This window comes from Arthrobacter sp. YA7-1, from assembly GCF_025960325.1.
Classification (GTDB): domain Bacteria; phylum Actinomycetota; class Actinomycetes; order Actinomycetales; family Micrococcaceae; genus Arthrobacter; species Arthrobacter bambusae_A.
This window is the reverse complement of record NZ_CP110114.1, coordinates 3477171-3503737: the sequence shown is the minus strand read 5'-3', so window position 1 is coordinate 3503737 and position 26567 is coordinate 3477171. Positions and strand designations below refer to the sequence as shown.

Annotated in this window: 20 protein-coding genes and 2 pseudogenes; 9 read left to right on the top strand and 13 right to left on the bottom strand. The window is 58.5% G+C overall.

The genetic code is table 11. The annotated features are described in order from the left end of the window. The first annotated feature begins 156 nt into the window (after positions 1–156). Positions 157–957 carry a WecB/TagA/CpsF family glycosyltransferase gene (locus OIT41_RS16375; protein ID WP_264636857.1) on the top strand — a complete coding sequence of 267 codons (801 nt, stop codon included), beginning with the start codon at positions 157–159 and terminating at the stop codon, positions 955–957. A 126-nt stretch (positions 958–1083) separates the two neighbouring features. Here the strand turns inward: OIT41_RS16375 and OIT41_RS16370 are convergent, their stop codons facing one another. From OIT41_RS16370 to OIT41_RS16350, 6 genes are all read right to left on the bottom strand, one after another. Next, positions 1084–1941 (bottom strand): glycosyltransferase family 2 protein, encoded by an 858-nt coding sequence (locus tag OIT41_RS16370; RefSeq protein ID WP_264636856.1) that lies wholly within the window; start codon positions 1939–1941, stop codon positions 1084–1086. A 1269-nt stretch (positions 1942–3210) separates the two neighbouring features. After that, entirely contained in the window at positions 3211–4383 is a 1173-nt protein-coding gene (locus tag OIT41_RS16365) for a glycosyltransferase family 4 protein (RefSeq protein WP_264636855.1), read from the bottom strand. After that, complete coding sequence (locus OIT41_RS21025; RefSeq protein ID WP_413542336.1) at positions 4364–4840, bottom strand: glycosyltransferase; 477 nt, start codon at positions 4838–4840, stop codon at positions 4364–4366. The genes OIT41_RS16365 and OIT41_RS21025 overlap by 20 nt, the downstream gene beginning before the upstream one ends. 647 nt (positions 4841–5487) lie before the next feature. Beyond that, on the bottom strand, positions 5488–6753 hold the full coding sequence (locus tag OIT41_RS16360) for an O-antigen ligase family protein (RefSeq protein WP_264636854.1): 1266 nt from the start codon (positions 6751–6753) through the stop codon (positions 5488–5490). 278 nt (positions 6754–7031) lie between these two features. After that, positions 7032–8462, bottom strand: a complete 1431-nt coding sequence (locus OIT41_RS16355) for a polysaccharide biosynthesis tyrosine autokinase (RefSeq protein WP_413542335.1) — start codon at positions 8460–8462, stop codon at positions 7032–7034. A 718-nt stretch (positions 8463–9180) separates the two neighbouring features. Beyond that, positions 9181–9645: an Lrp/AsnC family transcriptional regulator gene (locus OIT41_RS16350; protein ID WP_264636852.1), complete on the bottom strand. Its 465-nt coding sequence runs from the start codon at positions 9643–9645 to the stop codon at positions 9181–9183. A 171-nt stretch (positions 9646–9816) separates the two neighbouring features. On the opposite strand from OIT41_RS16350, the gene pdhA reads away from it, so the two are divergent. The 3 genes from pdhA to OIT41_RS16335 are packed head-to-tail and all read left to right on the top strand — an operon-like array spanning position 9817 to position 13618. Then, the gene (pdhA, locus tag OIT41_RS16345; protein ID WP_264636851.1) at positions 9817–11049 is read left to right on the top strand and encodes a pyruvate dehydrogenase (acetyl-transferring) E1 component subunit alpha; all 1233 of its coding nucleotides are present in this window, start codon (positions 9817–9819) and stop codon (positions 11047–11049) included. After that, complete coding sequence (locus OIT41_RS16340) at positions 11046–12173, top strand: alpha-ketoacid dehydrogenase subunit beta (protein ID WP_264636850.1); 1128 nt, start codon at positions 11046–11048, stop codon at positions 12171–12173. Before pdhA ends, OIT41_RS16340 begins: the two co-directional genes overlap by 4 nt. A 2-nt stretch (positions 12174–12175) precedes the next feature. Continuing rightward, a complete protein-coding gene (locus tag OIT41_RS16335; RefSeq protein WP_264636849.1) occupies positions 12176–13618 on the top strand; it encodes a dihydrolipoamide acetyltransferase family protein in 1443 nt (480 codons plus the stop codon). 57 nt (positions 13619–13675) lie between these two features. On the opposite strand, the gene OIT41_RS16330 is transcribed toward OIT41_RS16335, so the two are convergent. After that, a complete protein-coding gene (locus OIT41_RS16330) occupies positions 13676–14569 on the bottom strand; it encodes a polysaccharide deacetylase family protein (RefSeq protein ID WP_264636848.1) in 894 nt (297 codons plus the stop codon). A 921-nt stretch (positions 14570–15490) separates the two neighbouring features. Here OIT41_RS16330 and OIT41_RS16325 point away from each other — a divergent pair. From OIT41_RS16325 to OIT41_RS16305, 5 genes and pseudogenes are all read left to right on the top strand, one after another. Further along, on the top strand, positions 15491–16870 hold the full coding sequence (locus OIT41_RS16325; protein WP_264636847.1) for a polysaccharide deacetylase family protein: 1380 nt from the start codon (positions 15491–15493) through the stop codon (positions 16868–16870). Positions 16871–17240: 370 nt separating this feature from the next. Further along, positions 17241–17759: pseudogene (locus tag OIT41_RS16320) on the top strand (ISL3 family transposase); the annotation flags it as partial. A gap of 78 nt (positions 17760–17837) precedes the next feature. Beyond that, positions 17838–19073 carry an IS21 family transposase gene (gene istA / locus OIT41_RS16315; protein ID WP_264637979.1) on the top strand — a complete coding sequence of 412 codons (1236 nt, stop codon included), beginning with the start codon at positions 17838–17840 and terminating at the stop codon, positions 19071–19073. A gap of 26 nt (positions 19074–19099) precedes the next feature. Beyond that, a complete protein-coding gene (gene istB / locus OIT41_RS16310; protein WP_264636846.1) occupies positions 19100–19858 on the top strand; it encodes an IS21-like element helper ATPase IstB in 759 nt (252 codons plus the stop codon). Positions 19859–19925: 67 nt separating this feature from the next. Continuing rightward, positions 19926–20723, top strand: a pseudogene (locus tag OIT41_RS16305) (ISL3 family transposase); the annotation flags it as partial. A gap of 244 nt (positions 20724–20967) precedes the next feature. Here the strand turns inward: OIT41_RS16305 and OIT41_RS16300 are convergent. The 6 genes from OIT41_RS16300 to OIT41_RS16275 form a co-directional block, all read right to left on the bottom strand. Next, positions 20968–21573 carry a YdcF family protein gene (locus OIT41_RS16300; protein WP_264636845.1) on the bottom strand — a complete coding sequence of 202 codons (606 nt, stop codon included), beginning with the start codon at positions 21571–21573 and terminating at the stop codon, positions 20968–20970. A gap of 89 nt (positions 21574–21662) precedes the next feature. Then, the gene (locus OIT41_RS16295; protein ID WP_264636844.1) at positions 21663–23450 is read right to left on the bottom strand and encodes a hypothetical protein; all 1788 of its coding nucleotides are present in this window, start codon (positions 23448–23450) and stop codon (positions 21663–21665) included. Further along, a complete protein-coding gene (locus tag OIT41_RS16290) occupies positions 23447–24106 on the bottom strand; it encodes a response regulator transcription factor (RefSeq protein ID WP_264636843.1) in 660 nt (219 codons plus the stop codon). The genes OIT41_RS16295 and OIT41_RS16290 overlap by 4 nt, the downstream gene beginning before the upstream one ends. 139 nt (positions 24107–24245) lie before the next feature. Then, positions 24246–24389: a hypothetical protein gene (locus tag OIT41_RS16285; protein ID WP_264636842.1), complete on the bottom strand. Its 144-nt coding sequence runs from the start codon at positions 24387–24389 to the stop codon at positions 24246–24248. 475 nt (positions 24390–24864) lie between these two features. Beyond that, complete coding sequence (locus OIT41_RS16280; RefSeq protein ID WP_264636841.1) at positions 24865–25095, bottom strand: hypothetical protein; 231 nt, start codon at positions 25093–25095, stop codon at positions 24865–24867. A 12-nt stretch (positions 25096–25107) separates the two neighbouring features. Then, positions 25108–26151, bottom strand: coding sequence for a hypothetical protein (locus OIT41_RS16275; RefSeq protein WP_264636840.1), 1044 nt, complete (start codon positions 26149–26151; stop codon positions 25108–25110). Positions 26152–26567: the final 416 nt, after the last annotated feature.

Genomic DNA, 26567 nt, shown 5'->3' with positions numbered 1-26567 from the left:
TCAGTTCCTCAACTGTGAACAGCTCCCAACTCACCTGGGCTGCATATGCTTAGGATTCTACCGCCGAGCCTGGTGCGTGAGCGCTGCCGAGAGCTCCTCACTGATGCTCACGAGCAAGTCAATTGCTACGGTGCTCACTCGATGATAGCCTGCACATTGGACAATATTGACGATCTTTCGTGGAGCTATTTGGGGGATATTTTGGGATTTTCAACAACCAAAATAGGGTCAGTTTCATTCTCAGTGGCGAGAATTGACGAGGTTGTTGAGAGCGCACTCAAGAATGCAATTTCCGGTCAGGGTCAAAATCTTCGCTTTTCAAATGCTTACTGCGTCGGCTTAGCTGACAGGGATGAGCTCTATCGTCGCGCGTTGGAGGCTCCAGGACAGAACTTTGCGGATGGACTTCCAGTCGCCTGGCTCATTCGAAGGGCATCTGGACGGCCCGAACCGCTGTCAGCATTTAGGGTAAGAGGGCCAACTTTCTTTGAGAACGTGATTGCCAATGGATGCAAACACGGATTGCGCCACACGTTCGTTGGGGCTACGTCGTCGACATTGGACCTCCTCGTAGAGTGGGCCCGGGAGAACTACCCAAATTCCACGATCGCAGGGGTTTACGCACCGCCGTTTGCCCCGCTCGACGGTGAGTTCATCGAGGGAATTTGCAACGAAATTGAGAAGCAAGATCCCCAAATCGTCTGGTTGGGGCTAGGTACACCTAAGCAGGACCTGGCAGCCGAAAAACTTGCCTTAAGGTTTCCCAGCCTGACCTTTGCAAGCGTCGGTGCTGCCTTTGATTTCAAAGCGGGAACTGCCTCAGAAGCCCCTCTTTGGATACAGAAATCGGGATTTGAGTGGTTCTATCGCCTTATCAAGGAGCCTCGCAGGCTCTGGAAGCGATACACGATTGGAAGTTTCTATTTTTTGCGATCCGTTCTCAGAACGAGGCCGTAGCCCCGATCGACGGAACCAGCCGTGATCCAGCATGAGTGCGAACTCGGCCCAGACTCGTCGAATGGTAGAACACAACTAGTTGATCCTGGGGCGAGGCTCGAGAAATCCGCGCTCCATCTAGTTCAGTCAATCCTTCTCAGCTAGCCTGCAACCTCCAACGAGCGCTTCGTATGCGTAGCCAAGGTTCCTCGCGCCATGGTCGAGGAAATAACGGAATGCCTTCGTCGAGAAAGGCAGAATAAGCAACTGGAATGAGCTGAATGCCAGCGCGAGAGTGCGAGCTGGCAAGCGGTCAGGAACGGACGTAAGAGAGCGCTGAGCCCTATAAAGGATGCGACCGTTTGAAAAATATCGCCTGATCAACCATCTGCGAGAGAGTCGATTAGCAGCAACTGGCTCAAAGGCTTCTCCTTCATCGCACCAAACTATTGGACCTTCATTCGCACTTAGTCTGAGGGTGAAATCTGTATCTTCGCCACCCGCTAGGCCCCAATCAAGGTTAAAGTCGGTGACTTTCGCCCGGTTTAGATCGAGCAGGAGGTTCCCAGCACCTGCGGACGGGACGATGGTTCCCGTTGCGTGGCGTTTCCTGGCGTGAAGCGGGAGGTCGGCAGCCCTCAGTCCCACAGGCGTGACAGGCCCCGCAACCGCAGCGCATTGGTGTGCTTTCGCGGTCTCAAGCATCCGGGCGAGCCAAGTGGGAGATACGACTTCGTCATCATCGATAAAGGCGATATAGCCATAACCCTCAACCCGGGCCTTATTGAGCAAAAACTGCCGTCCAGCCGAAATGGAGCCGAATCCCATTTGCACCCTATTTGCGCATAGTAGATGGGTCGCCACGCAATTTGAGCCGGGCTTGTTATCGCCGATGACGACGTCGACGGACACATTGACATTCTCGATCGCTACGCCTATTGATTCAAGGCAAAGCTCAAGTTCGATCTCCCGATCGTACGTCAGAACGGCGATAAGAATCTTCACAGTATTTTCCTTCTGAGAGAGGGGAAGAACTGGTATTACGAACCTGCGTGGGGTCGGTCCTGAGCTTGCGATGGTACTTTCTAGTTCGTCTCGGAACATTTCTCGAAAGAATGAGGACGGACATCAACGCGGTCGCTGCCGAAGATACTGCCAAACCTGTGGCAGCCAGGAGCCCACTTCCCGTCAAGGCTCCGGCGGCAACGATTCCGATTTGGGGAGCGATCAAAAGCAACCTCCAACGATTCAAGCTCTGCGTTGCCCCCACCACACGCGCTGCGGTGCCGACTCCAAGCACCACACCGCCGGAGGCTAAGGCAGCTCCACAAACCGCCACTATCGGAGGAAGGCTGAGATCTCTGTGCCCCGTGAGTAGCCCTAGAAGACTGAATCCTGAAACCTCAACGCTTAGCCCAAGGCTGAGAAGACCTGCCCCCGCAAAAGAGCAGGCGGCAAGCAACAGACCGAAATTCTGGCCGGCTCTCGATACGGCTCGTTTGTTGTTCTCGCCCAGCCGACCCAGTTGCCGAAGCAGTTGTGGGGAAAGCCCCGAGTAGACGACGGACATGGGGCCCAGAAGTGTTTGGGCGATTCTAATTCTTCCCGCGGTTTCGACATTGGAAAGGACTGTAACAAGTAGAAATAGGAGTTGCTGGGTGATAGATCCTAGTGAAATCTCGAGAAGGAATGGCCCAGATCTCCTGCGGTTGATAGAGGCATAACGAAATGATGGTAAGGGAGGGCGAAGTCCAAGCGCAAAAAAGCCGGAAATCGTAGTGATTACAACTCCCGCCAGATAGACGCTCAAGAGTACAGTTGCATTTCCCCCGACAAACAACACATACGCAAGCCCAACAAGAGTCAGTGACTGGGTGGCCACCGAGACCCAAGTCTTTCCTGCGTGGAGCAGCAGGATTCTTACAGCATCCAAAAGTACGATGACAGGGGTTGCCGCCCAGTAAAGAATAATCGGAGTGCCATGGGCGGTCTGGAATACCGCAGGGACTGTATTGACGAGAAGCACGCCAATGGCCAGGAGAACACTTGAAGAAAGGGCAGGGCGCCGATCGGCAGGTTTTGCGCCTGACGCAGCCCAGACATCGACTCCAATAGCACGTGCAGCCGCAAGTCCTGTTAGCGCGATCGTCTGAAAGATGGCGATCGACCCAACTGTAGACGGACCGCCTGCCCTAGACAGACCCGCAATCAGGACGAATGTGATCATGCTGCTTACGGCCTGATCAATAACAAAGAACGATGCGAAAAATCTCTTCAATTGTCAACAACAGCCAGAATATGTTGCCGAATGTCTTCGGTTGCCGCGATCTGACTGTAAGCGTCGTAATATCTCTCAAATGCTCTTTTGCGAAGTTCAATTAGCCGCGACTGATCCCTAACGACACTAAGTGCCTGCGAGACGTTCGGCGTAGTGAGGTCGTCCAGAAGAATCCCGGTATCGCCTACAATTTCCACCAAGGCACCTCCATTGGTATGGATTACAGGCGTGCCGACACTCATAGATTCGATGGCAGCTCTTCCAAATGGCTCGGCCCATTGTGAAGGCACGATGCTGAGGGAACTTTCCTTGAGTAGACTCAGGACCTTCGAGGCGGGCTGGGTGCCCAGCCACCTAATCTTGGCTGCCTCATCCTCTGATGCGCATCGGACTACGCCGGCAAGAGGGCCATCACCGACCAGGGTCAGAAGGGGAGCGTCCTCTATTTCGGTCCAAGAGGTTATTATTTCAGAGATGCCCTTTTCTTCGGAAAGCCGCCCAACGTAAATCACCCCGGAACCGAGGTCAAACGAAGGTTCAACGATTGAGGTGAGGAAGTTATGGCGGATGCGGATTCTGTCTGAAGGAATGCCATGCCTGACAAGCAGACTTTTGGTGATAGTACTGGTGGCTAGATAGAAATGGTTCCGCCTGCGTATGTTCGAAATTCGAACATTCCACGAAAAAAGGGAGACTAGAGCGGTTTGCACGCGACTGTGATTGTAACAACCATGCATTATGCACTTGAAGGGAAACGAGGACGCTCCGCAATTTAAGCAGCTCCCTTCATTGCTAAGCTTTCCAGAAGGGCAGACAATTCGATAATTACGAAGTGCCTGTAAAGTTGGAATATTGCAGATACGGGCGGCCCATAGCACAGCGGGCGAAAGGGCGGGCCAAAGATTGTTGACGTAAACAAACGCCGGCTTGTTCTGGCGCATCAACCGCATAGCAGTCTTGAACACGGCTAAGTTGAAGATTGCGCTAAGCGCCGAAATAAAGCTCGAACCAAGATCAGCGTTGGACAACTCAAATCTAACTACCCGGAATCCAATAGCCTCTAACAGCCCGGCCTCCTCATCAAAGCTTCGCTCCTCGCCGCCGAGTGTTCGATAGCGGGCATGGAACATCAGGGCGACCGGTGCGGTTTCATCGAATTGCTTTGTCATACCAATTCCCCAATTCGACGGACAGATTCTCCAAATAGTATGAGGACAAGTCGACATCACCAGGATGTACGGCGGCGCCCGCGATAGCTTCTGCAAGTTCTTGAACACATTCAGGGCCCGGCGGCGTCGTTGTCCCACAGCCAGTGAGTCTAACGATTTCTGCGGGACCGCCATGGTTCCACGTATGCACGGGAGTTCCTACAGAGATCGATTCTGCCGCAGACCAGCCAGCAGCATCGTGAGTCGAGAGGAGTAGCGAGCAGCGAACTTTTGCCAAGCGCTTTAAGACAGCATCTCGCGGGAGTCGTCCGTGAAAAAGAACTCGTTCTGCTACACCGAGTGACTTGGCTTGATTCTGTAATCTATCTCGTATGGGTCCATCACCGATTACATGAAGGGTCCACTCTTTTAGTGCGTCCGATGTCATGGCCGAGATGGCAATGTGGACGCCTTTCATTTCAATGAGACGCCCAACTATTGCAATGTCTTTTTCCAGTCGGGGACCGAAATCGTCCTTAGCTGGTGGTGTAATCACGTAGTTTGGCCGCACGAAAACTTGTCGGACACTGGAATAATTTGTGGCTGTGTCCTGATTTTGTGCGATCAGGATATCAACATACTTTCTGGCCCAGCGACGGGTGAATACCCGGACGGCGCCAGTCAGGCATGAGCGAAAGGCCTCCTTTGCAAGGAGTTTTCGAGAGAACAACCCACCTAAAGCCTTGGGAAGGCCTGTGGACCCGCCAACAGGTCCCCAAACTAGAGGGACGCCTTCGAGCTTCGGAGCCGGTAGCCAATCATTCGCATAGGTTATGTGGTGTACCAAGGAGATAGGACCAGCCGCATGCAATTCGGTCAACTTCCTCTGAGCTTGGAGTAGCCATCGCATGTAGGACAGTTGAGGAACCCTTTGAAAATGCCTCACTACTATTTCATTGACGGTGATTCCGGCCGATTGCAATGCCTGCCGTGTCTCCGGGTCCAGGGGTCTAGTAATAATTTCGACCTTCGCAGACTTTGCCGCGGCAATTGCCCAATGATAGCCAGCGCCTGGTTCACTCCCCTCGTTGATTCTGCAGGCATATGCAAGTACGGCTATTCGTCTCAATGGAACTCCCCGTGTTTTGATCGATAGTCACTAAGAAATACCCAAGCCAAGAACCAGGTGAGGCCAAAGAAGAACGTCGATTCGGCCAAATCCATTGTTAGAAGGAGGACAACGTATCCGATCTTCCAAGGATACTGCGTCGTCGCATTGGTCGACTTTAATGTGCGATAAATCAACATCCAGAGCCCTGAGGCAAATAGGCAGATTCCGAAAAGCCCCAGTTGAAGGCGTAAGTCGATGAGGCCGTTATGAGCACTGCCAGGGACGAAAGTCAATTGCTGCGATATCGCATCGCCAACGCCACCGGGGGTTTGCCAGACCGCACCGAATCCCCATCCAAAAATAGGCTTTTGATCGGCAAATTGATTGGCAAAAGACCAAAGAAACGTCCGGCCGGTGAGCGTAGTGTCTCTGGAAAGATAGCCTGCAACTATCGGGCCGGCCAATGGTATGAGATTCGACAACACGAGATAACTTGCCACAAGTATTGTCGCGAAACGTGAGGCCAGGTTGCGCCGAGATCTCCTTCGTTCGAGGATAAATGCAACAGCAAGGCCAGCCAAAGCAGCCACCAGAGCCGTCTGACTATCTGAGTTTAGAATTACGGCGACGCTTAGAAGTATAGAAAGCAGCCAGACTATTCTTAGGAATCCAGATCCTTTGACGAATAAGTAGGCCGCCAATAGTAGTTCGATGGCCGCAACTCTTCCTAGTGAATTCTTATTTAGAAAGATTCCGCGCCAAGCAATCGAACGCGTATCGTTATCGATTCCGTAGGTTGGGAACAGTGCTACGACGAGAACGGATATGACTAGCAATCCGCCTATTACTAAAGCTGCCGTTCGCAGCCGTGTCTCGAAGTTAAGATATTTGGATATCGTAATTCCGAGAAGGCCAAATACTACGAGAGTGATGGCATCATTGACTGTCTTCTGTTGGTAACTGGACCATAGGACGCTAAGTGTTGGCGCGAGGCACAGTATCAGTAGTGGAAGTAATTCTGCCCAACGTTCTTTCGGAAAATGAACGGGACTTAGGAGCTGAATGATGATCAACCAGCATGCGACAGCTAGTGGAGCGTAGACGAGAGTTGCTCCGCCCCCGGTTTGAGCGAATACTTGAAATGCTCCAGTGGAACCTACGAGCACGCTCGCTAAAGAAAGCTGAACCACGATCGGGGAGCCTGGTTTGCGTTCACCTGACTCAGTTTGGAGTCGAGCGCGATAAGTCGAGGCCTTTGCCGTTTGTTCCTGCTGATCCACGGCGGAAGTCTCATAGCTGCGCGTCGATCTTGGAAAGGATGTGAGCGGCCCCGCACTTTTGTGAGATTGAGGCTTCATGAGCTCAATCCTCCTTAGGGTTTTACGTGAGCAGTTTCTCACTCGCGTGGGATGCATTGCCGGTAGACGCGAACTGTGCACGAGACGCTTCATGTCGGTCCGTCTTGAATGCAAAGTCTGGAGACCTAATTAGATGGTCTCCGCTAGCAGCTCAGTGAGTTCCCTGGAGATCGTAGATGTGTGATGCCAAGTGCTTGAATTTAGGGACGATCGATTTGAGCGTAAGGATAGGTACTCGCGGGTCTGGGATCCGTATTTGAAATATGATCTTGCGACCTGATGCTGGCGCTGGTTTCGATGTATTGGGTGCTGGATTTCGAGGCGGAACGTGGCTCTTTATCTTGACCGTAATAGCCGTAACCGTACGTGTATGCATCGGGGCCTTTTCCGGGCAATAGATTGAGAACCACTCCAAGAAGATTGGACTCCACCATAGAGAGGGCATTAAGGGCCTTCTGCAAGTCATGCTGTTTGACTTTCGTCGCTCCGACCACAAGTACTACCCCTCCTACATACTGCGAAAGGACGGCTGCATCTGTGACGGGGAGAAGGGGAGGAACATCGATTACGACCGTATCGAAGGCTCGTTCGAGTCGTGAGATTAGGTCCTTCATCTCTTCAGAGCCAAGCAGCTCGCTTGGATTCGGGGGAATCTGTCCTGAGGTAAGAACGAAAAGTTGATCGTCACCCCAGTTTTGCAATAGGTCGTTAACATCTGCTGCGCCGAGTAATGCCGTTGTGAGTCCCGCGTTAGAGTCGAGGCCGAGATACTCGCTCACCATGGGGCGTCGGAGGTCAGCGTCAATGAGACATACGGATTGTCCCGCTTGTGCAATCGCAATTGCCAGGTTGGTTGCAGTGGTGCTCTTACCCTCACCAGGCAAAGACGAGGTAACCAGTACGGTCTTGGCCCGTCCTGAGACGTTCGTGAATTGCAGATTTGTGCGCAGCTGTCTAAAAGACTCTGCCCGCCTACTTTGCGAAGCCGTTTGGGTCAAGAGCGGTTTTTTAGCCGCGTCTTGGTCGAACGTGATGGCGCCCAGCAAGGGCGAATCCGTGATTCGGCGAAGGTCGACCTCGCCTCGGACCCTATTGTCCAACGTCGTTCTAAGGACAGCGGCGATGACACCCAGGGCAAGTCCAGCTAGGAGGCCTATCAGGAGGTTAAGCGTTGTGTGGGGAGCTGACGGAGCCGGCGGGACCGTTGCAGGCTTGGTGACGGAGAGCCTCACAGGGGAGGAATCGCCGCTCTTAGGCTTCTCGAGCGAGTCGATTGCGTGGATCAGGCTGTCGGCAACGGCTCGGGCGATTGCGGCTGCTTGAGCCGGGGAATGATCATCCACGGAGATGTTGATTAGCACTGTGTTAAGATCAGTACTCGCTTTGACCTGCTTGGATAGATCTTCGGCGGTCACTGACAGGCCAAGTGCGTCGATCACAGGTTGGAGTACAACCGGCGAGTCCACTGTCTTTACGTAAGACTGAACTCGTGCCTGACTGAACGTATTGCCCTGTTGGAGCTCTTGAGCAGAGCCAGAATTTTGAATAGCCACGAAGAGCTGCGTCTCTGAGGTATACGTAGGTTTCGTCAAGATGGAGACAAGACCGCTGACAAGAAGTCCAGCCAACATGATGGCGACTACCAAAATCCAGTTGCGTCGCAGAATTCGCACGTAATCGCGTAGGTCCAAAGCGGGGTCCCCCTGTGTCGCTTCCCGGAGCCTGCGTGCAGGACGCGCCCCAGTACGTCATTCAATCATGTGGTCCCGGTCATTCTACCTGCATAACTATTCTGAGCTGTCCGTTGTTACCTGAGCCTCCCCCCGCCGTGCTGGCCGCTTGTCTTGAGGCGCAATGACGGTCGACAGTCTTTTCTGTTTGGATTGGACCTTTCTACAATCAGGCGGGATCAAGCGACACTGCGGGCATCGGGAGGCGAGCACGACTTACGTAGCCCGGTTCGTGGTCGATACTTATTCAGGGGATGTTCAGGTACATCAAAAATGGAGGACGCTTTGCCCGGCTACGTGGACATCAATCCATACCGCAAAAGTACGCGAAGGCGACGCAAGTATGCGGGGCTGGCCGTCCTGATTTGCGCTACTGCGGCGGTTCTCTGTCTCGCTTTGGTCCGGTAGCTCCGGTACGTCCCCGGATTATTTCGCCATCGGCCAGGCAGGCAAGTTCGCGCCTGTGGGCATCATAGGAGAATCTGCGATCTTGACACTCGCATGTCGGAAGTAGTGAAGCCTATTGCGTTCCCGTGCTGATGTAAGGGCGTCTCGCCTCTTAGATTTACAGGATGCCCAAGCATATGAGGACTTCCGAGCACGGCGATCACTCCGAGTCTCACCGCGTATCCAAGTCCTCGAACACCAGGAACGTCTGCGTGTCCTGCACTCCTGGCATCGACTGCAGCCTGTCGAAGATGACCCTGCGCAGGTGGATATTGTCGGTGGCACGGACCAGCAGGATGACGTCGAAATCGCCGCCCACCAGCGCAATGTGCTGTACCTCCGGAATGAGCCGAAGCTCTTCGCGGAGCTCACGCCAAGAGTGCTGCTGCACTTTCAGCGTGACGTAGGCCGATGACTTCAAGCCGGCCTTGATGGGGTCCACCAGTGCGGTGAACTTGGTGAGCACCCCTTCGCCCGTCAGCCGCGAGATTCTCGAATACGCGTGCGCCCTGCTGATGTGGACGTTTTCCGCCACCTGAGTGACGGACATCCGGCCGTCCCGCGTCAGCTCGGCAATGATGTCCCTGTCCACTTGGTCAAGAGGAACCTCTGCCTGATCCGGTTCGACCTCGGCCATGGGATCTCCAATTCGTCTTCGGCGTGGGCCAGTTAGCCAGCTCACATTTGCGATTTGTCTTCCAGATTAGATGTTTCCAGCAAGCTTTTCCATGATTCTGCCCAGAGCTGGATACGAAACTTCTCCAGGGAACATACTGGTGACAAATAGTGGATACAGAAGGACGGACCAATGACGATCTCCGCGGACCATGAGGCCCAGGGTCTGGCTGACGCTCGGCCGGACGATGCCGAAGCCAACGACCAAGCTTCCGAAGTGCGGCGCAAGTTCGGAATCAGCGTGGAAGACTACATGCTGCCTGCACGCCATCAGATCCAGATGGTCGATCCCTCTGGCGCGCTCAAGCCCGAAGGTGAACAGGGCACGGAACCCGGCCACGAATATCCCATCCCCGGCGACGCTGAACTCATGGCAGCCTACGAACAACTTGTTGTCGGGCGCCGCGTCAATGACCAGAACTCCGCCCTCGTCCGGCAGGGCCGCATGGCCGTTTATCCGTCCAGCCACGGCCAGGAAGCGTGCCAGGTAGCGGCAGCTCTGTGCCTCCGCGAAGGCGACTGGCTCTTCCCCACCTACCGCGATGCCGTAGCAGTCATGTCCAAGGGCGTCGACCCTGTGGAGACCATGACCATCTTCCGCGGCGACTGGCACGGCGGTTACAACCCCACCAAGCACAAGGTGGGCATCCAGTGCACGCCTTTGACCACCCAGCTGCTCCACGCCGTCGGCGTTGCGCATGCCGCCAAACTGCGCGGTGAGGACACCGTGGTGTTGGCCATGTGCGGCGACGGTGCCACGAGCGAAGGCGACTTCCACGAGGCCCTCAACTTCGCTGCCGTCTTCCACCTGCCCGTCATCTTCTTCGTCCAGAACAACAAGTACGCCATCTCGGTACCCCTCAGCCAGCAGTCCGTGGCGCCGTCGCTGGCGCACAAGGCCGTCGGTTACGGCATGGCCGGTGAACGCGTTGACGGCAACGACCTCGTCGCTTTGCTCGCCGTGCTGGACCGGGCAGTGAAACTCGCCCGCGAAGGCTCCGGTCCCCTCCTCATCGAGGCCCACACCTACCGCATGCAGGCCCACACCAACGCCGACGACGCCACCCGCTACCGCGAGGACAGCGAAGTTGCCGAATGGACCGCCAAGGACCCCATTACCCGCATGACGGCGTACCTTACCGATCGTGGACTGCTCGACAATGACGGTTCCACCCGAATCGCAGCGAAGGCCGAATCGGTTGCCTCGCAGCTTCGCGAAGGCCTGGGGGAGGACGTCCCAGTAGACCCGCAGAACCTCTTCCGCTACGTCTTCTCCACCCCCACGCCGCAACTGAAGGAGCAGTCCGCCCTGCTCGCCGACGAACTCGCCCGTGAGGCATCCAACCAGAAGGAGGCAGGCAAATGAGCCCCGCCGTCACCACATCCTCTGAGGCCACCGAACACGCCGCAACCGGCGACGTCAGCTCCGCCACCGCCAGCGCGGCAGCCAGCGCAGCAGCCGTCGCCGAAGCCTCAGGTCCGCAGACCATCACCATGGCCAAAGCGCTCAACACCGCGATGGCGGACGCCATGGAAGCCGACTCTTCCGTCCTGGTATTCGGTGAAGACGTTGGCCGCCTGGGAGGCGTCTTCCGCATCACCGACGGCCTCATGGCCACGTTCGGAGAACAACGCTGCTTCGATACCCCGCTGGCCGAGTCCGGCATCGTGGGCATGGCCGTGGGCATGGCCATGAACGGAATGCGTCCTGTGATCGAGATGCAGTTCGACGCGTTCGCTTACCCGGCCTTCGAACAGATCGTCAGCCACGTCGCCAAGATGCACAACCGGACCAAGGGCGCCGTCAAGCTGCCCATGGTCATCCGTGTCCCTTACGCGGGAGGGATCGGCGGCGTGGAGCACCACTGTGACTCCTCCGAGTCCTACTACGCCCACACCGCAGGCCTGAAGGTCTACACACCGGCGACTGTCGCGGACGGCTACCGCATGCTCCGCGAAGCCATCGATTCCGACGACCCCGTCATGTTCATGGAACCCAAGAAGCTCTACTGGTCCAAAGACCAAGTGGACCTGGGCGCCTTGCGCGCCGAACACGACGCTAACGTTTCCGCGGGTTCCAGCAGCGAAGGCCGGGCCGCCGTCGCGCGTCCCGGCACTGATGCGACGCTGATCGCCTACGGCCCCTCGGTCCCGACCGCGCTTGCCGCCGCCGCTGCCGCCGCTGAAGAAGGCCGCTCCCTCGAGGTGATCGATGTCCGCTCGATCGTTCCTTTCGACGACGAAACCGTCTGCGCGTCGGTGCGCAAGACCGGGCGCGCTGTCGTGATCGCCGAGGCCCATGGATTCGCCTCCGTGTCCTCCGAAATCGTGGCCCGCGTGCAGGAACGCTGCTTCCACTACCTGGCCGCGCCGATCCGCCGGGTGACCGGCTTCGACGTCCCGTACCCGGCTCCGAAGCTGGAACACTACTACTTGCCGAGCGTCGACCGCATCCTCGACGCCGTTGACGACCTTCAATGGGAGAACTGACCATGAGCGCAGAAATGCAGGTGTTCCTGCTTCCGGACCTCGGGGAGGGCCTTACCGAGGCTGAACTCGTCAACTGGCTTGTGGCCGTGGGCGACGAAATCCGCATCGACCAGCCGATCGCCGAGGTGGAGACCGCCAAGTCCATGGTGGAGGTGCCCTCGCCGTACGCAGGCATCGTCGCCGTGCTGCACGGCGAGGCCGGCCAGACACTCGACGTCGGCAAGCCGCTGATCTCCGTGGCTCCTGTTGGTGCTTCGATTGCGGCTGGACCAGAGGCTGAGCCCGAGCCTGTGGAAGAAAAGGTCTCCGAGCCATCCGCGGTCGCCGCAGCTGCCGAAACCTACCGCACCGAAGAGAAGGCCGGATCCGGGAACGTCCTCATTGGCTACGGAACATCCGGAGGTGGCGAGGCCCGCCGCACCCGGCCGCGGAAGGTTTCTGCCGGTTCTGCCGTTGCGGTGAGCCCGGAGCCAGACTTTGCCGAACTCTCTTTGTCCCGTACGCGGATTCCGGGGAAGCTCTCTGCAGTGATTTCCCCCTTGGTGCGGAAGATGGCCCGGGACCATGGTGTCTCGTTGGACGCAGTGCCTGGCTCGGGGGAGAGCGGGCTCATCCTGCGTCGCGACATTGAGGCTGCCATCGGAGGGGCCACGCGCGAGACCACGCCGGTAGAGGTGCCCGCCGTTGTCCAGTCCTCTACCGGAGACCAGGATTCGCGTACCGGCCTGACGGTGGCTTCGCGCACTCCGGTCCGCGGAATACGGAAGGCTGTTGCGGCGAACATGACCCGCAGCCGCTCCGAGATCCCTGAGGCAACTGTCTGGGTCGACGTGGACGCCACTGCGCTCCTGGAGATGCGTGCCGAACTCAAGAAGCGTGATCCGCACGGCGCTCCCGGGCTGCTCGCGTTCATCGCTCGTTTTGTCACAGCCGGGCTAAAAAAATTCCCGGAGCTGAACACCCGGTTTGTCACAGCAGAGGATACGGCCGGCGGTGAAATGCAGGAGATCATCGCGTTCGACGGCATCAACCTCGGCTTCGCCGCGCAGACGGACCGCGGACTCGTGGTTCCGTCGGTCCGCAACGCTCACTTGTTGAACGCCCGCGAACTCGATGCTGAGATCCGCCGGCTCACCGCCGTCGCCCGTGAGGGAAAGGCAACGCCGACGGAGTTGGCTAGCGGCACTTTCACTCTGAACAATTACGGCGTGTTCGGCGTGGACGGTTCTGCAGCGATCATCAACTACCCCGAAGTAGCGATGCTTGGCGTAGGCCGCATCATCGACAAGCCCTGGGTTGTGGACGGGAAACTAGCCGTCCGGAAGGTCACCGAGCTGACGTTGGCTTTCGACCACCGGGTTTGCGATGGGGAAACGGCTGCTGGATTCCTGAGATACGTTGCGGACGCGATCGAGAATCCGGGGACGGTCCTGGCGGACTTGTAGGAGTCGAGGCTGGCCCAGAACTGGTCAAATAAGTACTGCGAGTAGAAATGTGCCGATTCAGCCTGAGATGCCGAAGGTTTCGTCGAAGCTAGTACTCCTTAGTCCCTTCGAACTCGCATACGCGACGAGAGCCTGGAAGTCACCTATGGTCCAGTCCTCGGGAGCTGTCGGCGTGCCTGTGGTAAGAGAGTGGAACGCAAAGTGCGCGGTGTTTCCGTTTGCGGCGACCCTGTCGATGTAAGCCTGGGCGTCGGCGAGCGGCCGAGTTTGCGTGATGTAGTAGACCGGTGTGTCGCATGGGTCGTAGACGCCCGGGATTATGTTGTTGACCATGGGGCTCACTTTGCGGCGCGTGAGGAAATATCGGCTTGCAATCATGTCCTTTTGCGGATCCGACTGCCCTCCGGGCCATACCCAGTGTGAGGTTCCCCGGAGGAAGCCGTTATTTTGGGCCCATTCCCGAGCGCCGCGGAACACTTTCTCTGCATCCGCGTCGCTCAGTGACGTGATCTGAGTTGTGTGGTGCCCGATGAATTCCCAGCCTGCTGCGTAGAGTTCCTTGTACTGGTCGAGAGTGCACCTGTTCACCGCTCCGACATTCGTCCATTCCACAGCAATCGTTCCTGTGTACCCGGCGGCCTTGAGGATGGGATAGGCTACCGAATATTGGTCTGCTCGGCCGTCGTCGAATGCCCAGATAACCCGGGGAGCGCCGTCACCTTGGATCACGCGCGGCTCGGCGAACTCAAGAGTCGCCGGTTGTCCTGCGGCAGGAATCGCCTTGATCTGGAGTTCGATGCACCAGTTCATGTCAACACCCGGGTCCGAATACCTCGTCAAGAAGGCGGCCGGTAGGACCATGTCATACCACTGCCCCACAGGGACGGGGTACGTACCGGTGTCGGTATGAAGCGTCCTTGGTTGCGAGTATGGGCCTGTGACGACCACCACTTGGATTCCCTGAACGGTGGCACTTCGCCTAATGCGGATGGCAATGCCGCCACCTTTGCGGACCGTGAAGGTAATTGGTGCGCCTACGGTGGCCGTCAATCCCGGGGCAGTCACCAGCTTCAGGCGCCTGGGCTGATCTGGGTCATCAGTTTCAACGGTGAGGACTCCGCCGCCTTCCTGTCGAACCCATGAGTTGAGGGTGTCCCAGTTTCTGATAGGGATGCCAAGACGGCGCGCGTTGAAAGGTCCCGGATCAGATGTTGCTGCCGTCGTGAGTGGTGTAGCGATATCGGTGGCGGCGTGAGCCAGGGTAGGTGTGAACGTGCTTAGTGCGGCTGCGCCGGTCCCGGCTGTCAGCGCTGCCCCGAAACGAAGAAGAGAGCGCCTGCCGACTCCAGGCTCTGTAACAAGACCCATGATTACCCCTAAAATCGTTGTTTTCCCAGCTGATTTCGAGACTACGGGGCAGGGGTTCTATCAGGCTTGAGTGGTATTTACCCGTATTTGCTGCGGTTTCCTCGTATGTCGGCAATCAGCACGAGTGTCGCTACTTGCTTTCAACTCGTGATACTTGCGAGGGGGGAGAGGGCAAAGGCGCTTCGGTGGAATGAAGCATCGCTGCTTTGGAGGCGGACTTTTCCAGACCGGGTGTGCCGGTACTAATAAAGGAGTTCCTTGGCGAAATGGTGTTTGGCGCTTGAATAGGTCTCGCCGCGCTGAGAACGTGTTAATCCTGCTGGCGGCTAGTGTGTAAGGGAGGGCCAGCGCTCGAAGCACCACGTGGTGGCAGGACGGTCGTGTGGCCAAGCGTCGCGAGTTTTCCTGTACTCTTTTTGACGGGTGCCCGACTGAACCCAACGCCTCCCGCGATTTGGCGCGTAGTTCGTTCGAACCAGGAAGAACTTGAGACTGGAGGCTTCATTGGAAAAGAATCCGGAAGCGGGAGAACAGAACCCCAATTCGGCAAGGTCGGCCGTGAGCCGGCGATCTTTGCTTGCTGGAATTGGCGCGGCTGCTGCCGCTGCGACTGGAATTGGTGTGATCACAGCGTTGTCCTCGGGGCAAATGCAACAACAGACCAAGCCCGCTTCTGCACTGCCTGTAATTAGAGAACCCAATGAACCGCCGCGAACGATATTGACACAATTCCAACGTGATCACGGATTTCGTGGGGTCGGAACTGCATCGGGAGCAGTTGACGACACGGTAGACTACGTCGAAGGTGATCAGTCCGTGTACTTTGAGACGACGGGAAGTCGGGTACAGGCAACTATAAGTAAACCTTCCGCCCTGCCGGTCGGTTTCGACATGTCAGGAAAGGTATTCGCCGTCCTTCTCAAAATCACGGGGGGTGATCATTTAACCAGGCTTTCGCTTCGCGCCGGAGATTCTGCCTTCAAAAGCTACTTTCAGTTCATGATCCAGGCATCACCGACGCTCCCTTATCAAGAAATCTTTCCGGAGAATCGGTGGTCCTGGGTAACGATGCCTTGGATCCCAGATTCCGAGGGGAAGCCAGCGCGTGAAAATATAACGGATCTTTGTATCGCTGTCGAGGACGACGGTACGGGTAACCGGGTGAAAATTCATATCCAGGCGATCGCAGTCCAGAAGGAACGTCCCGATGCCTTCCCGTCGGGCGTGATCTCGATCGGTTTCGATGATTGCTGGGGATCTCAGGGAAGATTTGGTACCCCTGTTCTCGACAAGTACGGATTTCAGCCTACGATCTATACGATCGTCGACGAAGTGGGACGCCCTGGTCGACTTTCATTGTCTGATTTACATCAGATAGAGGACGGTGGCGGAGAGGTTGCTGCCCATGCCTGGACGACGGCAAGTCACAACATGGGGTTCACACGGCTCTCGGCTGAGATGCTTGACGCCGAACTAAGAATGACAAGGAATTGGCTTCTAGAGAATAGCTTTCGGGGGTCTGATCTATTCGCCTACCCGCTCGGTTACTTCAATGCCGACGTTATAAAAGCGACGTCCAAGTATTTCAAATTCGCCAGGACCCTCAATAACCGGCAAGAGGAGACACTGCCTCCTGGAGAGATGTACACATGTAGGGCACAATCCAGCACTAACACTGTCACTCTTGCCCATCTACGGGATCGGATCGATTCCTGCAAGGCTAATGGCACGTGGCTGAACCTCGTGTTTCACGACATAACCCCGGGAATACCATCTGCCAGTGTCCAAATTGCGCTATCGACCTTTCAGCAGACGATTGACTATATCGCCCGCATGGATGTTCCTGTTCGTACAACCTCAGAGGTGCTTCGTGGCGCGGTGTGAACTTCCAAGGAGGCGACATGTTTGCTCACCCTCTAGGCATTTCAACAGCAGCGTCCTGGACGCCGCGGCAAAATACTTCAACTATGCTCGAACGTTGAACAGCAGGCACCGTGGGATCTTCTGCCCGGGTTAGCCATGACATGCCCGAGCCCAAAGCGTCAACAGCGGCACAACGCTGGGGATATCACGGCGGTGGTTGACCGCGCCCAGTTGACCGGGTCCTCGCTGAACTTGGGATTGCAAGACCTCGCCCCTTTACTGGCTCATCGCATTTGAGGGTGTAGCCGGGGTGGGCGCGTCGGTTCCCGGATAGAGGTCGAGGTCTTCCGATGATGGAAGTTCCTACACTGCCCATCCGGAAGACCTCGACGTGTCCAACGCTACCTTCCTGCCTCCTGACCTGACTACGTTTTGCCGGCTTGATGAGCTTGGGCTCGAAGCTTCCGGGCAGCTTCTCGGGCCCGGCCGGGCCGTGTTGGTATGCCGTGCCGTTGATCCTGACGACTGGTGCCGTTCGTGTGGTGCGCAGGGCATCGCCCGAGGCACGGTCACCCGGCCCCTCGCGCACGAACCATTGGGCTGGCGGCCGACGACGCTGCTGGTGAGGGTCCGGCGCTACAAGTGCACCGGCTGCGGCCGGGTGTGGCGGCAGGACCTCTCCAAAGCGGCCGAGCCGCGGGCGAAGATCTCCCGTCGCGGGCTTCGCTGGGCGCTGGAGGGCATTGTGTGCCAGCACCTGACCGTCGCCCGCGTTGCCGAAGGGCTGGGCGTGTCCTGGCATACCGCGAACAGCGCGATCCTTGCCGAGGGCAAGCGGGTGTTGATCGAGGACCCTGCCCGGTTCAACGGGGTCGCCGTGATAGGCGTCGATGAGCATGTCTGGCGGCACTGTTGACGACGGTCTAGAAGTGCACCAGTTTCGACGGTGAAGAAGTGCACCACTTCCTACGCTTTGGGAGTGATGACTGTGCATGATTGGGCTGAGATCCGGCGACTTGCCCTCGTCGAGAAACTATCGTCGCGGCAGATTGCTTTGCGGCTTGGTTGTAACCGACGAACGGTCCAACGGGCCCTGGCTGCGGCCGTTCCGCCGCAATTCCGTTCGCCCCGGCGTGCATCGGTCTTTGATGACTTCGAGCCGCGGGTCAGGGAGCTGTTGGCTCAGTATCCGCGGATGCCGGCGTCCGTGATCGCGGAGCGGGTCCATTGGGATGGTGGTGAGTCTTGGTTCCGGGAAAGGGTCGCCGCGATCCGGCCGGAATACAAGCCCGTGGATCCGGTGGACCGGACCTCGTATGCGCCCGGTGAGATCATCCAGTGTGACCTGTGGTTCCCGCCGAAGATCATCCCGGTCGGGCCGGAGGTTCTATCGGCCCCGCCGGTGCTGACGATGGTTTGCGGGTACTCGCGCTGGATCATGGCCATGGCGATACCGACCCGCACCACGGAGGACCTGACCGCTGGCATGTTGAGACTGCTGAAGGGTCTGGGCGGGGCGCCGAAGACCCTTGTCTGGGACAACGAGGCCGGCATCGGACGGCGCAACGCCTTGACTCGCCCGACCCAGACGCTGGCAGGGACTCTGGGGACCAGGATCTGGCAGACCGAGCCCTATGATCCGGAGACCAAGGGAATGGTCGAACGGGCCAACCGGTACCTGAAGGAATCCTTCCTGCCCGGGCGTGCGTTTAGCTCAGGGCAGGACTTCAACGCCCAGCTGGCGGAATGGCTGCCGATCGCCAACGAGCGGAAGGTCCGTGCCACCGGTGCCGGGCCGTGCGAGCTGCTGGACAAAGATCTGGCACGGATGCGCCCGATCCCAGCGCTGCACCCGCATTTCGGGTTCCAGACCCGGATCCGTCTGGGCCGGGACTACTACGTCAGGGTGCTGAGCAACGACTATTCCGTGGATCCTTCCGCGATCGGCCGCCTCATCGATATTCGCGCCGACCTGGCTACAGTGACCGCGCATCTGGGCCCGAGGCTGCTGGCCTCGCATGAGCGTTCCTGGGGCCAGCGCGGCACCATCACCGATCCGGAACACCTTCACATCGCCGGGACTCTGCGCGCACAACTGGGCGAACGTCCCAGATCACGGAACACCGCCTCCGAGGTCATCGTGCCGATGAGAAACCTGGCCGACTACGACACGCTCTTCAATATCAATCTGGCCCAACCCACCGAGCAAGGACACCGGTACTGACAATGACACCACCACAAGAAACGGTCATGACCACCACGGGACGTGAAATCACCAAGGACCTGGCGTTCTTCTGCCGGGCGCTGGGGACACCGGTGATCGGCGACGTCTACGCGGACCTGGCAGAGCAGGCCAGGGGCGATGGATGGTCCCACGAGCAATACCTTGCCGCAGTCCTGGCCCGGCAGGTCTCCTCCCGGGAAGCAAACGGGACACGACAACGAATCGCGCGGGCCAGGTTCCCGTCGTTGAAGACCCTTGAGGACTTCAACTTCGATTACCAGCCCAAAGCCCCCCGCGATGTCATCAGCCACCTGGCCACCACCACATTCATCGAGGCCGCTTCCAACGTCGTCCTTCTCGGGCCGCCGGGCGTCGGGAAAACCCATCTGGCCATTGCCCTGGGCGTCAAGGCTGCCCAGGCCGGGCATTCGGTGCTCTTTGACTCAGCTACGAACTGGGTCCGCCGGCTCGCCGCTGCCCACGAGAGCGGAACACTTCCGGACGAACTGAAACGGCTCCGCCGTTACAGGCTCCTGATACTGGACGAGATCGGGTACCTGCCTTTCGACCCTGACTCGGCAAACTTGTTCTTCCAGCTCATCAGCGCCCGCTACGAGCAGGGAGCCCTGATCCTGACCAGCAACCTGCCCTTCGCACGCTGGGGCGAAGCCCTCTCGGACGACGTCGTCGCAGCCGCGACCATCGACAGGATCGTTCATCACGCCGACGTCATCGCCCTTGACGGCAAGTCCTTCCGAACCAGGAACATCAATCAGAACCGCTAAACTAACGACCACCCACTGGTGCACTTCTTCACCGTCGAAACTGGTGCACTTCTAGACCGTCGTCAACAGGCACACCCGGCGCGGGGACAAGTACGTCACCGTGATCATTGACCTCACCCCGGTCCGCGACAGGACCGGACCGGCACGGTTACTGGACATGGTCGAGGGCCGCTCCAAACAGGTCTTCAAAGCCTGGCTTGCCGGCCGGCCCAAGGCCTGGCGGGACGGGATCGAGGTCGTGGCGATGGACGGGTTCACCGGGTTCAAGACCGCAGCGGCCGAGGAGCTCCCCGACGCGGTCGAGGTCATGGATCCGTTTCACGTCGTCCGGCTTGCCGGCGATGCCCTGGACAGGTGCCGTCAGCGCGTTCAGCAGCAGAGCATTGGGCACCGCGGGCGGTCCGGTGACCCGCTCTACACCGCCCGCCGGACCCTGCACACCGGGCACGATCTGCTCACCGAGAAGCAGAAGGGCAGGCTGGAGGCTCTGTTCGTTGCGGACAACCATGCCGAGGTCGAAGCGACCTGGGGGATCTACCAGCGCGTCATCGCCGCCTACCGCGAACCCGATGGGACCCGGGGCAAACAGCTCATGCAAGCGTTGATCGGCGCGATCAGCGCCGGTGTTCCCGCTGCGCTGACCGAAGTCATTACGCTGGGCCGTACGCTGAAACGCCGCGCAGGGGACGTGCTCGCATACTTCGACCGGCCCGGCACCAGCAATGGGCCTACAGAAGCACTCAACGGCCGCCTCGAACACCTCCGCGGCTCCGCCCTCGGCTTCCGAAACCTGGCCAACTACATCGCACGATCACTGCTCGAGACCGGCGGATTCAGACCCCGGCTACACCCTCAAATGCGATGAGCCCCTTTACTGGGACGGAAACCGTTCCCAGTCCCAACGGCAATATTTCAGGGTGCCATCGACCATATCAGTGCCAGAAGCGTCCCTGTGCGCAAAGCCGCTCAAATGCGACGCGCAACGGCGACCTACTAGTGGCAGGGCATTTTGACGATCGGTTTTCGACCGAGGACCGTAAACGGCCGAAGTGCGATGCAAAGCCCTAGAAGGACGACAGGTTTAGCTTCTTCACCGGCCCATCCACCATTCAGCAGTCCGGGTGGATCGCGACCTTGACGAAGGCTGCCGTTTGGTAGAGGTACTGGTAGGCCCACGAATAGGTTGGGTCGGTAAAGGAGAAGACTGGCAAGTCCATCCGCTCGGCGATCATGTGGAGGTCTCCTGCATAACAGCGGCGGACGATCACCCTGGCCCTGCTCACATGGAATTGGGCTGTAAGGACGTTCGCGCTCTTCCAACCATATTGCTGAGAAAGGCTCCTCAGCTCCCGTGCTTCGCCCTGTGTGGTGAACGGATCAGAGTGGAAGCAGATAACCCGGTACGGGCGGTGAGCGCCGCATATGTCCGCGGTGAATCTTCCGTCTTTCCCTATGGGGCTTGAGACGGCGAGTGTTGGCGCATACCCCTGCTGCATCAACTGTTCGGCGTAGACCATGCGTTGGTCCGGCGGCCCCAGCACAAACAGAACGTCCGCGTGTTGCGGTTCGTCAGATGCGGGGGCAACGTACAGAAAGATTCCGGTTACGGCCCAGACGATCGCCAAGGCTGCAATGACCGCAAAGGACCGAAAGAACAATCGCTTCTTTCGGGTAGGCGGTTTGGCCTGTGTTTCGTGATCTCGGAGAAGGGTCATACCGTCCTCTTACCAAAGCGGGATGTGGGCGGCAGCGCTGCACTGGATCTAAGACTACTATCTGCTGACACAGAGACCGATCGGCGAGCTCACGCAAGCACAACCAGGAGGACGACGTTGTCGCCATCCTGGCCCAGCGTTACCTCCTTGCACAGGGCCTGAAGCGTCGTCATTCCGAGGTTGGGGCGGATCCGGCCCCTGAGACGGCCAGGCGAACTGATGCTTATGTGAAGGGCCCCGTTGTCCCTTGATCGTCCTGCTGGGTGCTGCTCGCGGACAGAGATCGTGACCCGGACATTGTTTCGTTCACCGTGCCGGATGGCGTTGGTAAAGCCTTCTGAGAGCACTTCGACGACTGCCTCAGCTCTGGCGGTGTTCTCGTCGCACATTGCCCACACTCCAGGGTCGATGTCGCACGATAGCTTCAACACGCGCCCCCAGGTACGCAGCAGGTCCTGGATACTCGATGCTGTGTGCCTCGCCTGCCCGGGCGACTCCTCCAGGATCTCACTTTCCGCAGCAGCTATGGCACACCGCAGGATGTCCCTCACCCGCGGCGGGGCAAGATCCTTTTCGTGATCGTTCCCTCCGGAAGCAGTCAACGCGAGGGCACTCGAAACCAGATTTCCCTGAAGGTTGGTGTGCAGAATCCGGGCGACCCGCCGGCGGGTGTGGAGCAGCTTGTGGTGCGCGCGGTCGGCTAGCTTGAGTTGCTCGTTGAGCGAGCGTGCCAGCCTGACCTCATGCCGCCGTCGTTGGCTCTCGGCAGCTCGAAGAACCGCCACCGTGAGCGCAGTCAGCGGATAGGCCCAGATGGCGGACCAGTAGAAGTACGGGGCATAGCCGAATGCGTCCTGCAGTAGGCAGGTCACCGACGCTCCAATTGCGGCCGTGCCCGCGTAGCAGAGGGTCATGGCGGAGATTCGCCGCAGGGGACTGGTGATCCCCCGCACCGTCCGGGCCGTCGCGGCGTTTCCGGCGAGCAGAATGGCCCCGCCCACAACCCACTGAACAAGAAGGAAAAGGAGGCCGTATTCCGTCAGCAGTCGCACCGCAATGAGTGAAGCGAAGAGCAGGACAGGCAATCCGAGCGGTGCAGCCCGGATCAAATCCGTGAATCGCGGCGTGCGCTCTCCCCGGACATCGGCCCGCGGAGGGGCTGACTCGGGCGACAAAGGTGAGTGGTCGTGGAAGAGCTGGTGGCTCATCGGGCGGACGACGTCATCGGAGATCGTCCGCAGGAGGCGTGCGGCCTCGGCTCTGTCGAGGCTTGTCATCATCCCGGCAGGGAGGGCCGCGTCAAGGCGTGCGGAGAGCTCGGTGACATAGTCGGATCGGATCGAGCGCAGACGGTTCTCATCGAATCCGAGCTGCGCTTCGATCACAGCCTGAGCAGCGCGGAGCCTGCGTTCAAGCACGGCGTGCCCGCGGATCGAGTCCGTCAGCATCGCAATCGCCGAAAGGAAAACCAGGGCCATCCCAACGTTGATGAGGATGCGGGCCCAGAGGTTTTCGCTGAGGTCCGCAATGTTCAGAACCTGCGCGGACCAAGCGACGAGGACCGGGCGGCAGGCGCCCAACAACGCGAAGGTGCCGAACGCCGTCGTGATCCTGCCCTTAAGGCTCGGGCGTGCCGTGATCAAAGGGCGGAGGAGTATCCCCAGAAGACCAAGCATGACGTGCGCAAGAAGCAGGATCGCGATGCCGGCACGTTCCCCCACCATCGTGGCCGATCCGGTTCCGGACAGTGTGTTCGATCCGGCGAACATGTTCATGACAGTCAGCGCCAAGGGCAAGGTCAGAAGCCACGACCAGAGGCTCAGGGCATTCTCACCGCCGATGCCCCGGGCCCAGAGTGCAGGGGAGCGGCCGCTCATTTGTCGCTATCGGCAGGGTTCGGCCACCCGAACGTGCGCGCATACAGCGTCGCCGCGGCAACACGCGGGTTCACGCCCGGACTACGGTTCAAGCCGAGCGCCTCGAACGTGCGCGAAACGGCCTTCTCCACGGATCGCATGCTGCTTCCCCGTTGTTTCGCGATTTCAGCGTTGGACCAGCCCTCCGCAATCATGCGCAGGATATCCAGCTGTACACGGGTCAGGGTGCCGATCTTCGCTGCGTCCGCCGACAAAGCGGGAGTCACGGTGACCGGAAGCTCCACCAAGGTTGAATTCACCGCATTGATGAGGCCGTCCACGGAGTCAAGGGACGACTTGTTGACGAAAGTCGATCCTGCCGGCAACTCGGAAAAGGCAGCTTCCGACGGATAGTTGGTGAGGAAAACGATCGCGCACCCCGGGGAGAGCGACCTCACCACATGCGCCAGTTCGACGCCGTTGGGCCGGGTTCCCAGATCGATGTCCGTCACAAGAACATCAGGATCGACGGCGGCAAACATCGAGATCGCCTCGGACGCGGACGCGCAATCATGGACGTCGAATTCCGCGCCCCTCAAGGCCTCGGCGACCAGCCCGCGCATGAAGGGTTGATCTTCGACAACCAGCACCCGCCGAACCCACCCCATAGCCCCCATGGTTGAAGGCTATCCGAGCACGCCGTTCGATTCACCGGCAGCAGCCAGTTGTTACAACTCAGGATGGATTACGACGGCGGCGCGCTCGCGGTCCGCTTCGTGACGCCGCCTGCCGGAGTGCTTGCCCCAGGCGACGGCCTCAGTGGCGGAGGGCGATCGTGACAACGACGCCTGTGGCGACAGCCAGAATCGCCAATCCAACGTAGGACAGCCTCCGCTGAAACCTTCTCCGACGCTCACGCCGTTCATCCCTGGCCAGATATCCCGTGCGGTAGTTCCCCATACCGGGAGGGTATCGTCGCTGATTCTGCGCTCGCCTGCCGGGGTTCGGGTATTGCGACCGGGTTGGCTGCCGCCTACCCGTCCTTCCCATCGTTGTTGAGAAGGTCCGGGATATGGTTTCGAAGTATGTGTGCTGCGATGCCCAGAGCTACGAGTGATGCGCCCAGTAGGGCAAGCCAGACGCGCACGACTGAACCGATGAAGCCTGTCAGCCATAGCCCGACGCCCACGCCGGCCCCGCCTTGGAGGGGGAAAAGAAGCGAAAGTAAGTTTGTGGCCAAGGTTTCGAAGAGCACTCCGCCCGCGCAGACAATGACGCCAATAATGAGCAGTCGGTTTCTTACCTGGGTAAAAATATGTGGTGTTTGCGATTGAAGTTCCGATTCATTTTTAGCCCCCGCCTGACCTAAGGAGCGCCCCACCCTGCGGTGGGACGCTCCCCTCCGCGCCATGATTGGGCATCGTCGATCGAGGGACTAGGAAGGCGGCTCCCGGTAGGCGTGCACCATCGGGTCGGTGCGATCGAGCTCGGCTGCGAGCGCACGTGCGGCCTTCTTCCTCCTGTGAAGAACTGCTTCATTGACCACGTACAACACCAGAACCACCGATGGTAAGAGGATTCGAAGCCACAGGTCCCAATTGGTCATAAAAAGGATTGCCAGGGAAACCATAAAGATCGGCGGATGCGCGTAGCTGCACCATTTCACGATTGCCTTCTCTCAGAAGCCGCAGTCTCGCCCAGGCATATCCCGTAGCGGAGAGGACGGGCTGGAAAGGTTGATGCCATAGCACTTTGTGGCAACAAGGTTGGCACCCCTAAACGTGCCATTGATGATAGCGATCACAGACGCAACACCACCCACGCCGATCACGGTACAAATCTGGCTGACGACTCTTGCGATCCATCCGGTCAGCTCGCTGAATGTGCAGCCTGCCCACGTTCCGCCGACGAAAACCGTGGCCGTGAGGCCCGCTAGTACCTGCAACTCGGCGCCGCTGATCGCGAGGACTGGCCATGGTACCCACTGAATGCTCGGATCGGCCGTTATTGGAAATGCGTTCGAGGAATTGAAGTCAATGCGCTGAACTAAGATGCCGTCCTCAATCCTGAATGTCGTCGGCACCGGGTTGCCGTCGGCGTCGAATGCCCACGGAGAGAGAAAGGTGCTTGTAACTCTTCCCGCGGCGTCTCGAATGAGTACCGAACCGTCAGCTTCCACCTTCGCGGTGGATCCGGCCGAGAGAGCTAATGGGAATCGGTAATAGCGAGGTGCCTTGTCCGATTCGACTGTGATCAATGTTTGCGAGCCCTGTGGAATGCTGTAGGTGGTCGTTGTCGCGCCGGTCAGGGCGGTGGTCAAAAGTGGTGCGCCTTCGCCAATGAAGTGCCCGATCGGGACGCCCTTAAGCTGGGCAGGTCTCGTCTCTGACTTTTTGCCGGGAACGGTAATCCGTACCGAACCCGAGGGGGATTGCGTTTGGACAGTAGCACTTCCGGGGGCGTTCCCGTCCATCACATACACGCCGTCGTGCTTCTTGGCGTTTTCATGCAGTGGACTGGCGCTTCGCCCGGGCGACAGCCCCTGATCCCACGCGACAGACTGGACTCCAGGGCTGGTATCGGCCCGTATCGGCTGATCTACCCGTTCCTGTAGTGTCGTGCTTCTTTGAGCAGTACCTGCCTGTGCCGGTGCGGCAATAAGGATGGTCGCAATCAAAGACAGGCATGCGGTAGCTGAGGCAATAATATGTAGACGCTGCAAGGGAAACTCCTATTCATATAGTTGCCCCCCCTGAGACTCACAGCTTGCAAGTAATCATACGGCGTTTTTGTCTTTGTTGAAAGAGAATTTCGTGCGAAATCGTACTACCTGAGTAATTAATTGGCATTTGAAAAGGAGGATTAGCGTCGTCGACTGCGGGTGCGTTTTCTCGCCCTACGCCTGGCTGGTCATTCGCTGTTCCCAGGAAGGACACGGCCAGGACGCCTTCCGACGATCAGCGCGGGGGACTAGGATGCCGGAATGAAAGTTACGTTGCTCCGCGGGGAGGGCGATGGCGGCCCCGATTGCCCACATCAATTCGTTGGTCGCTGCGATGATTGCCTCGACGCCGAACGAAATTCACGTGGTGAATCGGGTGGCCACGAGCCTGTGGGCCCCAGCGAATAGTCGGCGGG

Coding starts and splice junctions, on each gene's coding strand:
- OIT41_RS16365 (WP_264636855.1), bottom strand. CDS start 4,383: ATGACAAAGCAATTCGATGAAACCGCACCGGTCGCCCTGATGTTCCAT.
- OIT41_RS21025 (WP_413542336.1), bottom strand. CDS start 4,840: ATGAAAGGCGTCCACATTGCCATCTCGGCCATGACATCGGACGCACTA.
- OIT41_RS16355 (WP_413542335.1), bottom strand. CDS start 8,462: ATGTTGGCTGGACTTCTTGTCAGCGGTCTTGTCTCCATCTTGACGAAA.
- OIT41_RS16350 (WP_264636852.1), bottom strand. CDS start 9,645: ATGGCCGAGGTCGAACCGGATCAGGCAGAGGTTCCTCTTGACCAAGTG.
- pdhA (WP_264636851.1), top strand. CDS start 9,817: ATGACGATCTCCGCGGACCATGAGGCCCAGGGTCTGGCTGACGCTCGG.
- OIT41_RS16340 (WP_264636850.1), top strand. CDS start 11,046: ATGAGCCCCGCCGTCACCACATCCTCTGAGGCCACCGAACACGCCGCA.
- OIT41_RS16335 (WP_264636849.1), top strand. CDS start 12,176: ATGAGCGCAGAAATGCAGGTGTTCCTGCTTCCGGACCTCGGGGAGGGC.
- istB (WP_264636846.1), top strand. CDS start 19,100: ATGACCACCACGGGACGTGAAATCACCAAGGACCTGGCGTTCTTCTGC.
- OIT41_RS16300 (WP_264636845.1), bottom strand. CDS start 21,573: ATGACCCTTCTCCGAGATCACGAAACACAGGCCAAACCGCCTACCCGA.
- OIT41_RS16295 (WP_264636844.1), bottom strand. CDS start 23,450: ATGAGCGGCCGCTCCCCTGCACTCTGGGCCCGGGGCATCGGCGGTGAG.
- OIT41_RS16290 (WP_264636843.1), bottom strand. CDS start 24,106: ATGGGGGCTATGGGGTGGGTTCGGCGGGTGCTGGTTGTCGAAGATCAA.
- OIT41_RS16285 (WP_264636842.1), bottom strand. CDS start 24,389: ATGGGGAACTACCGCACGGGATATCTGGCCAGGGATGAACGGCGTGAG.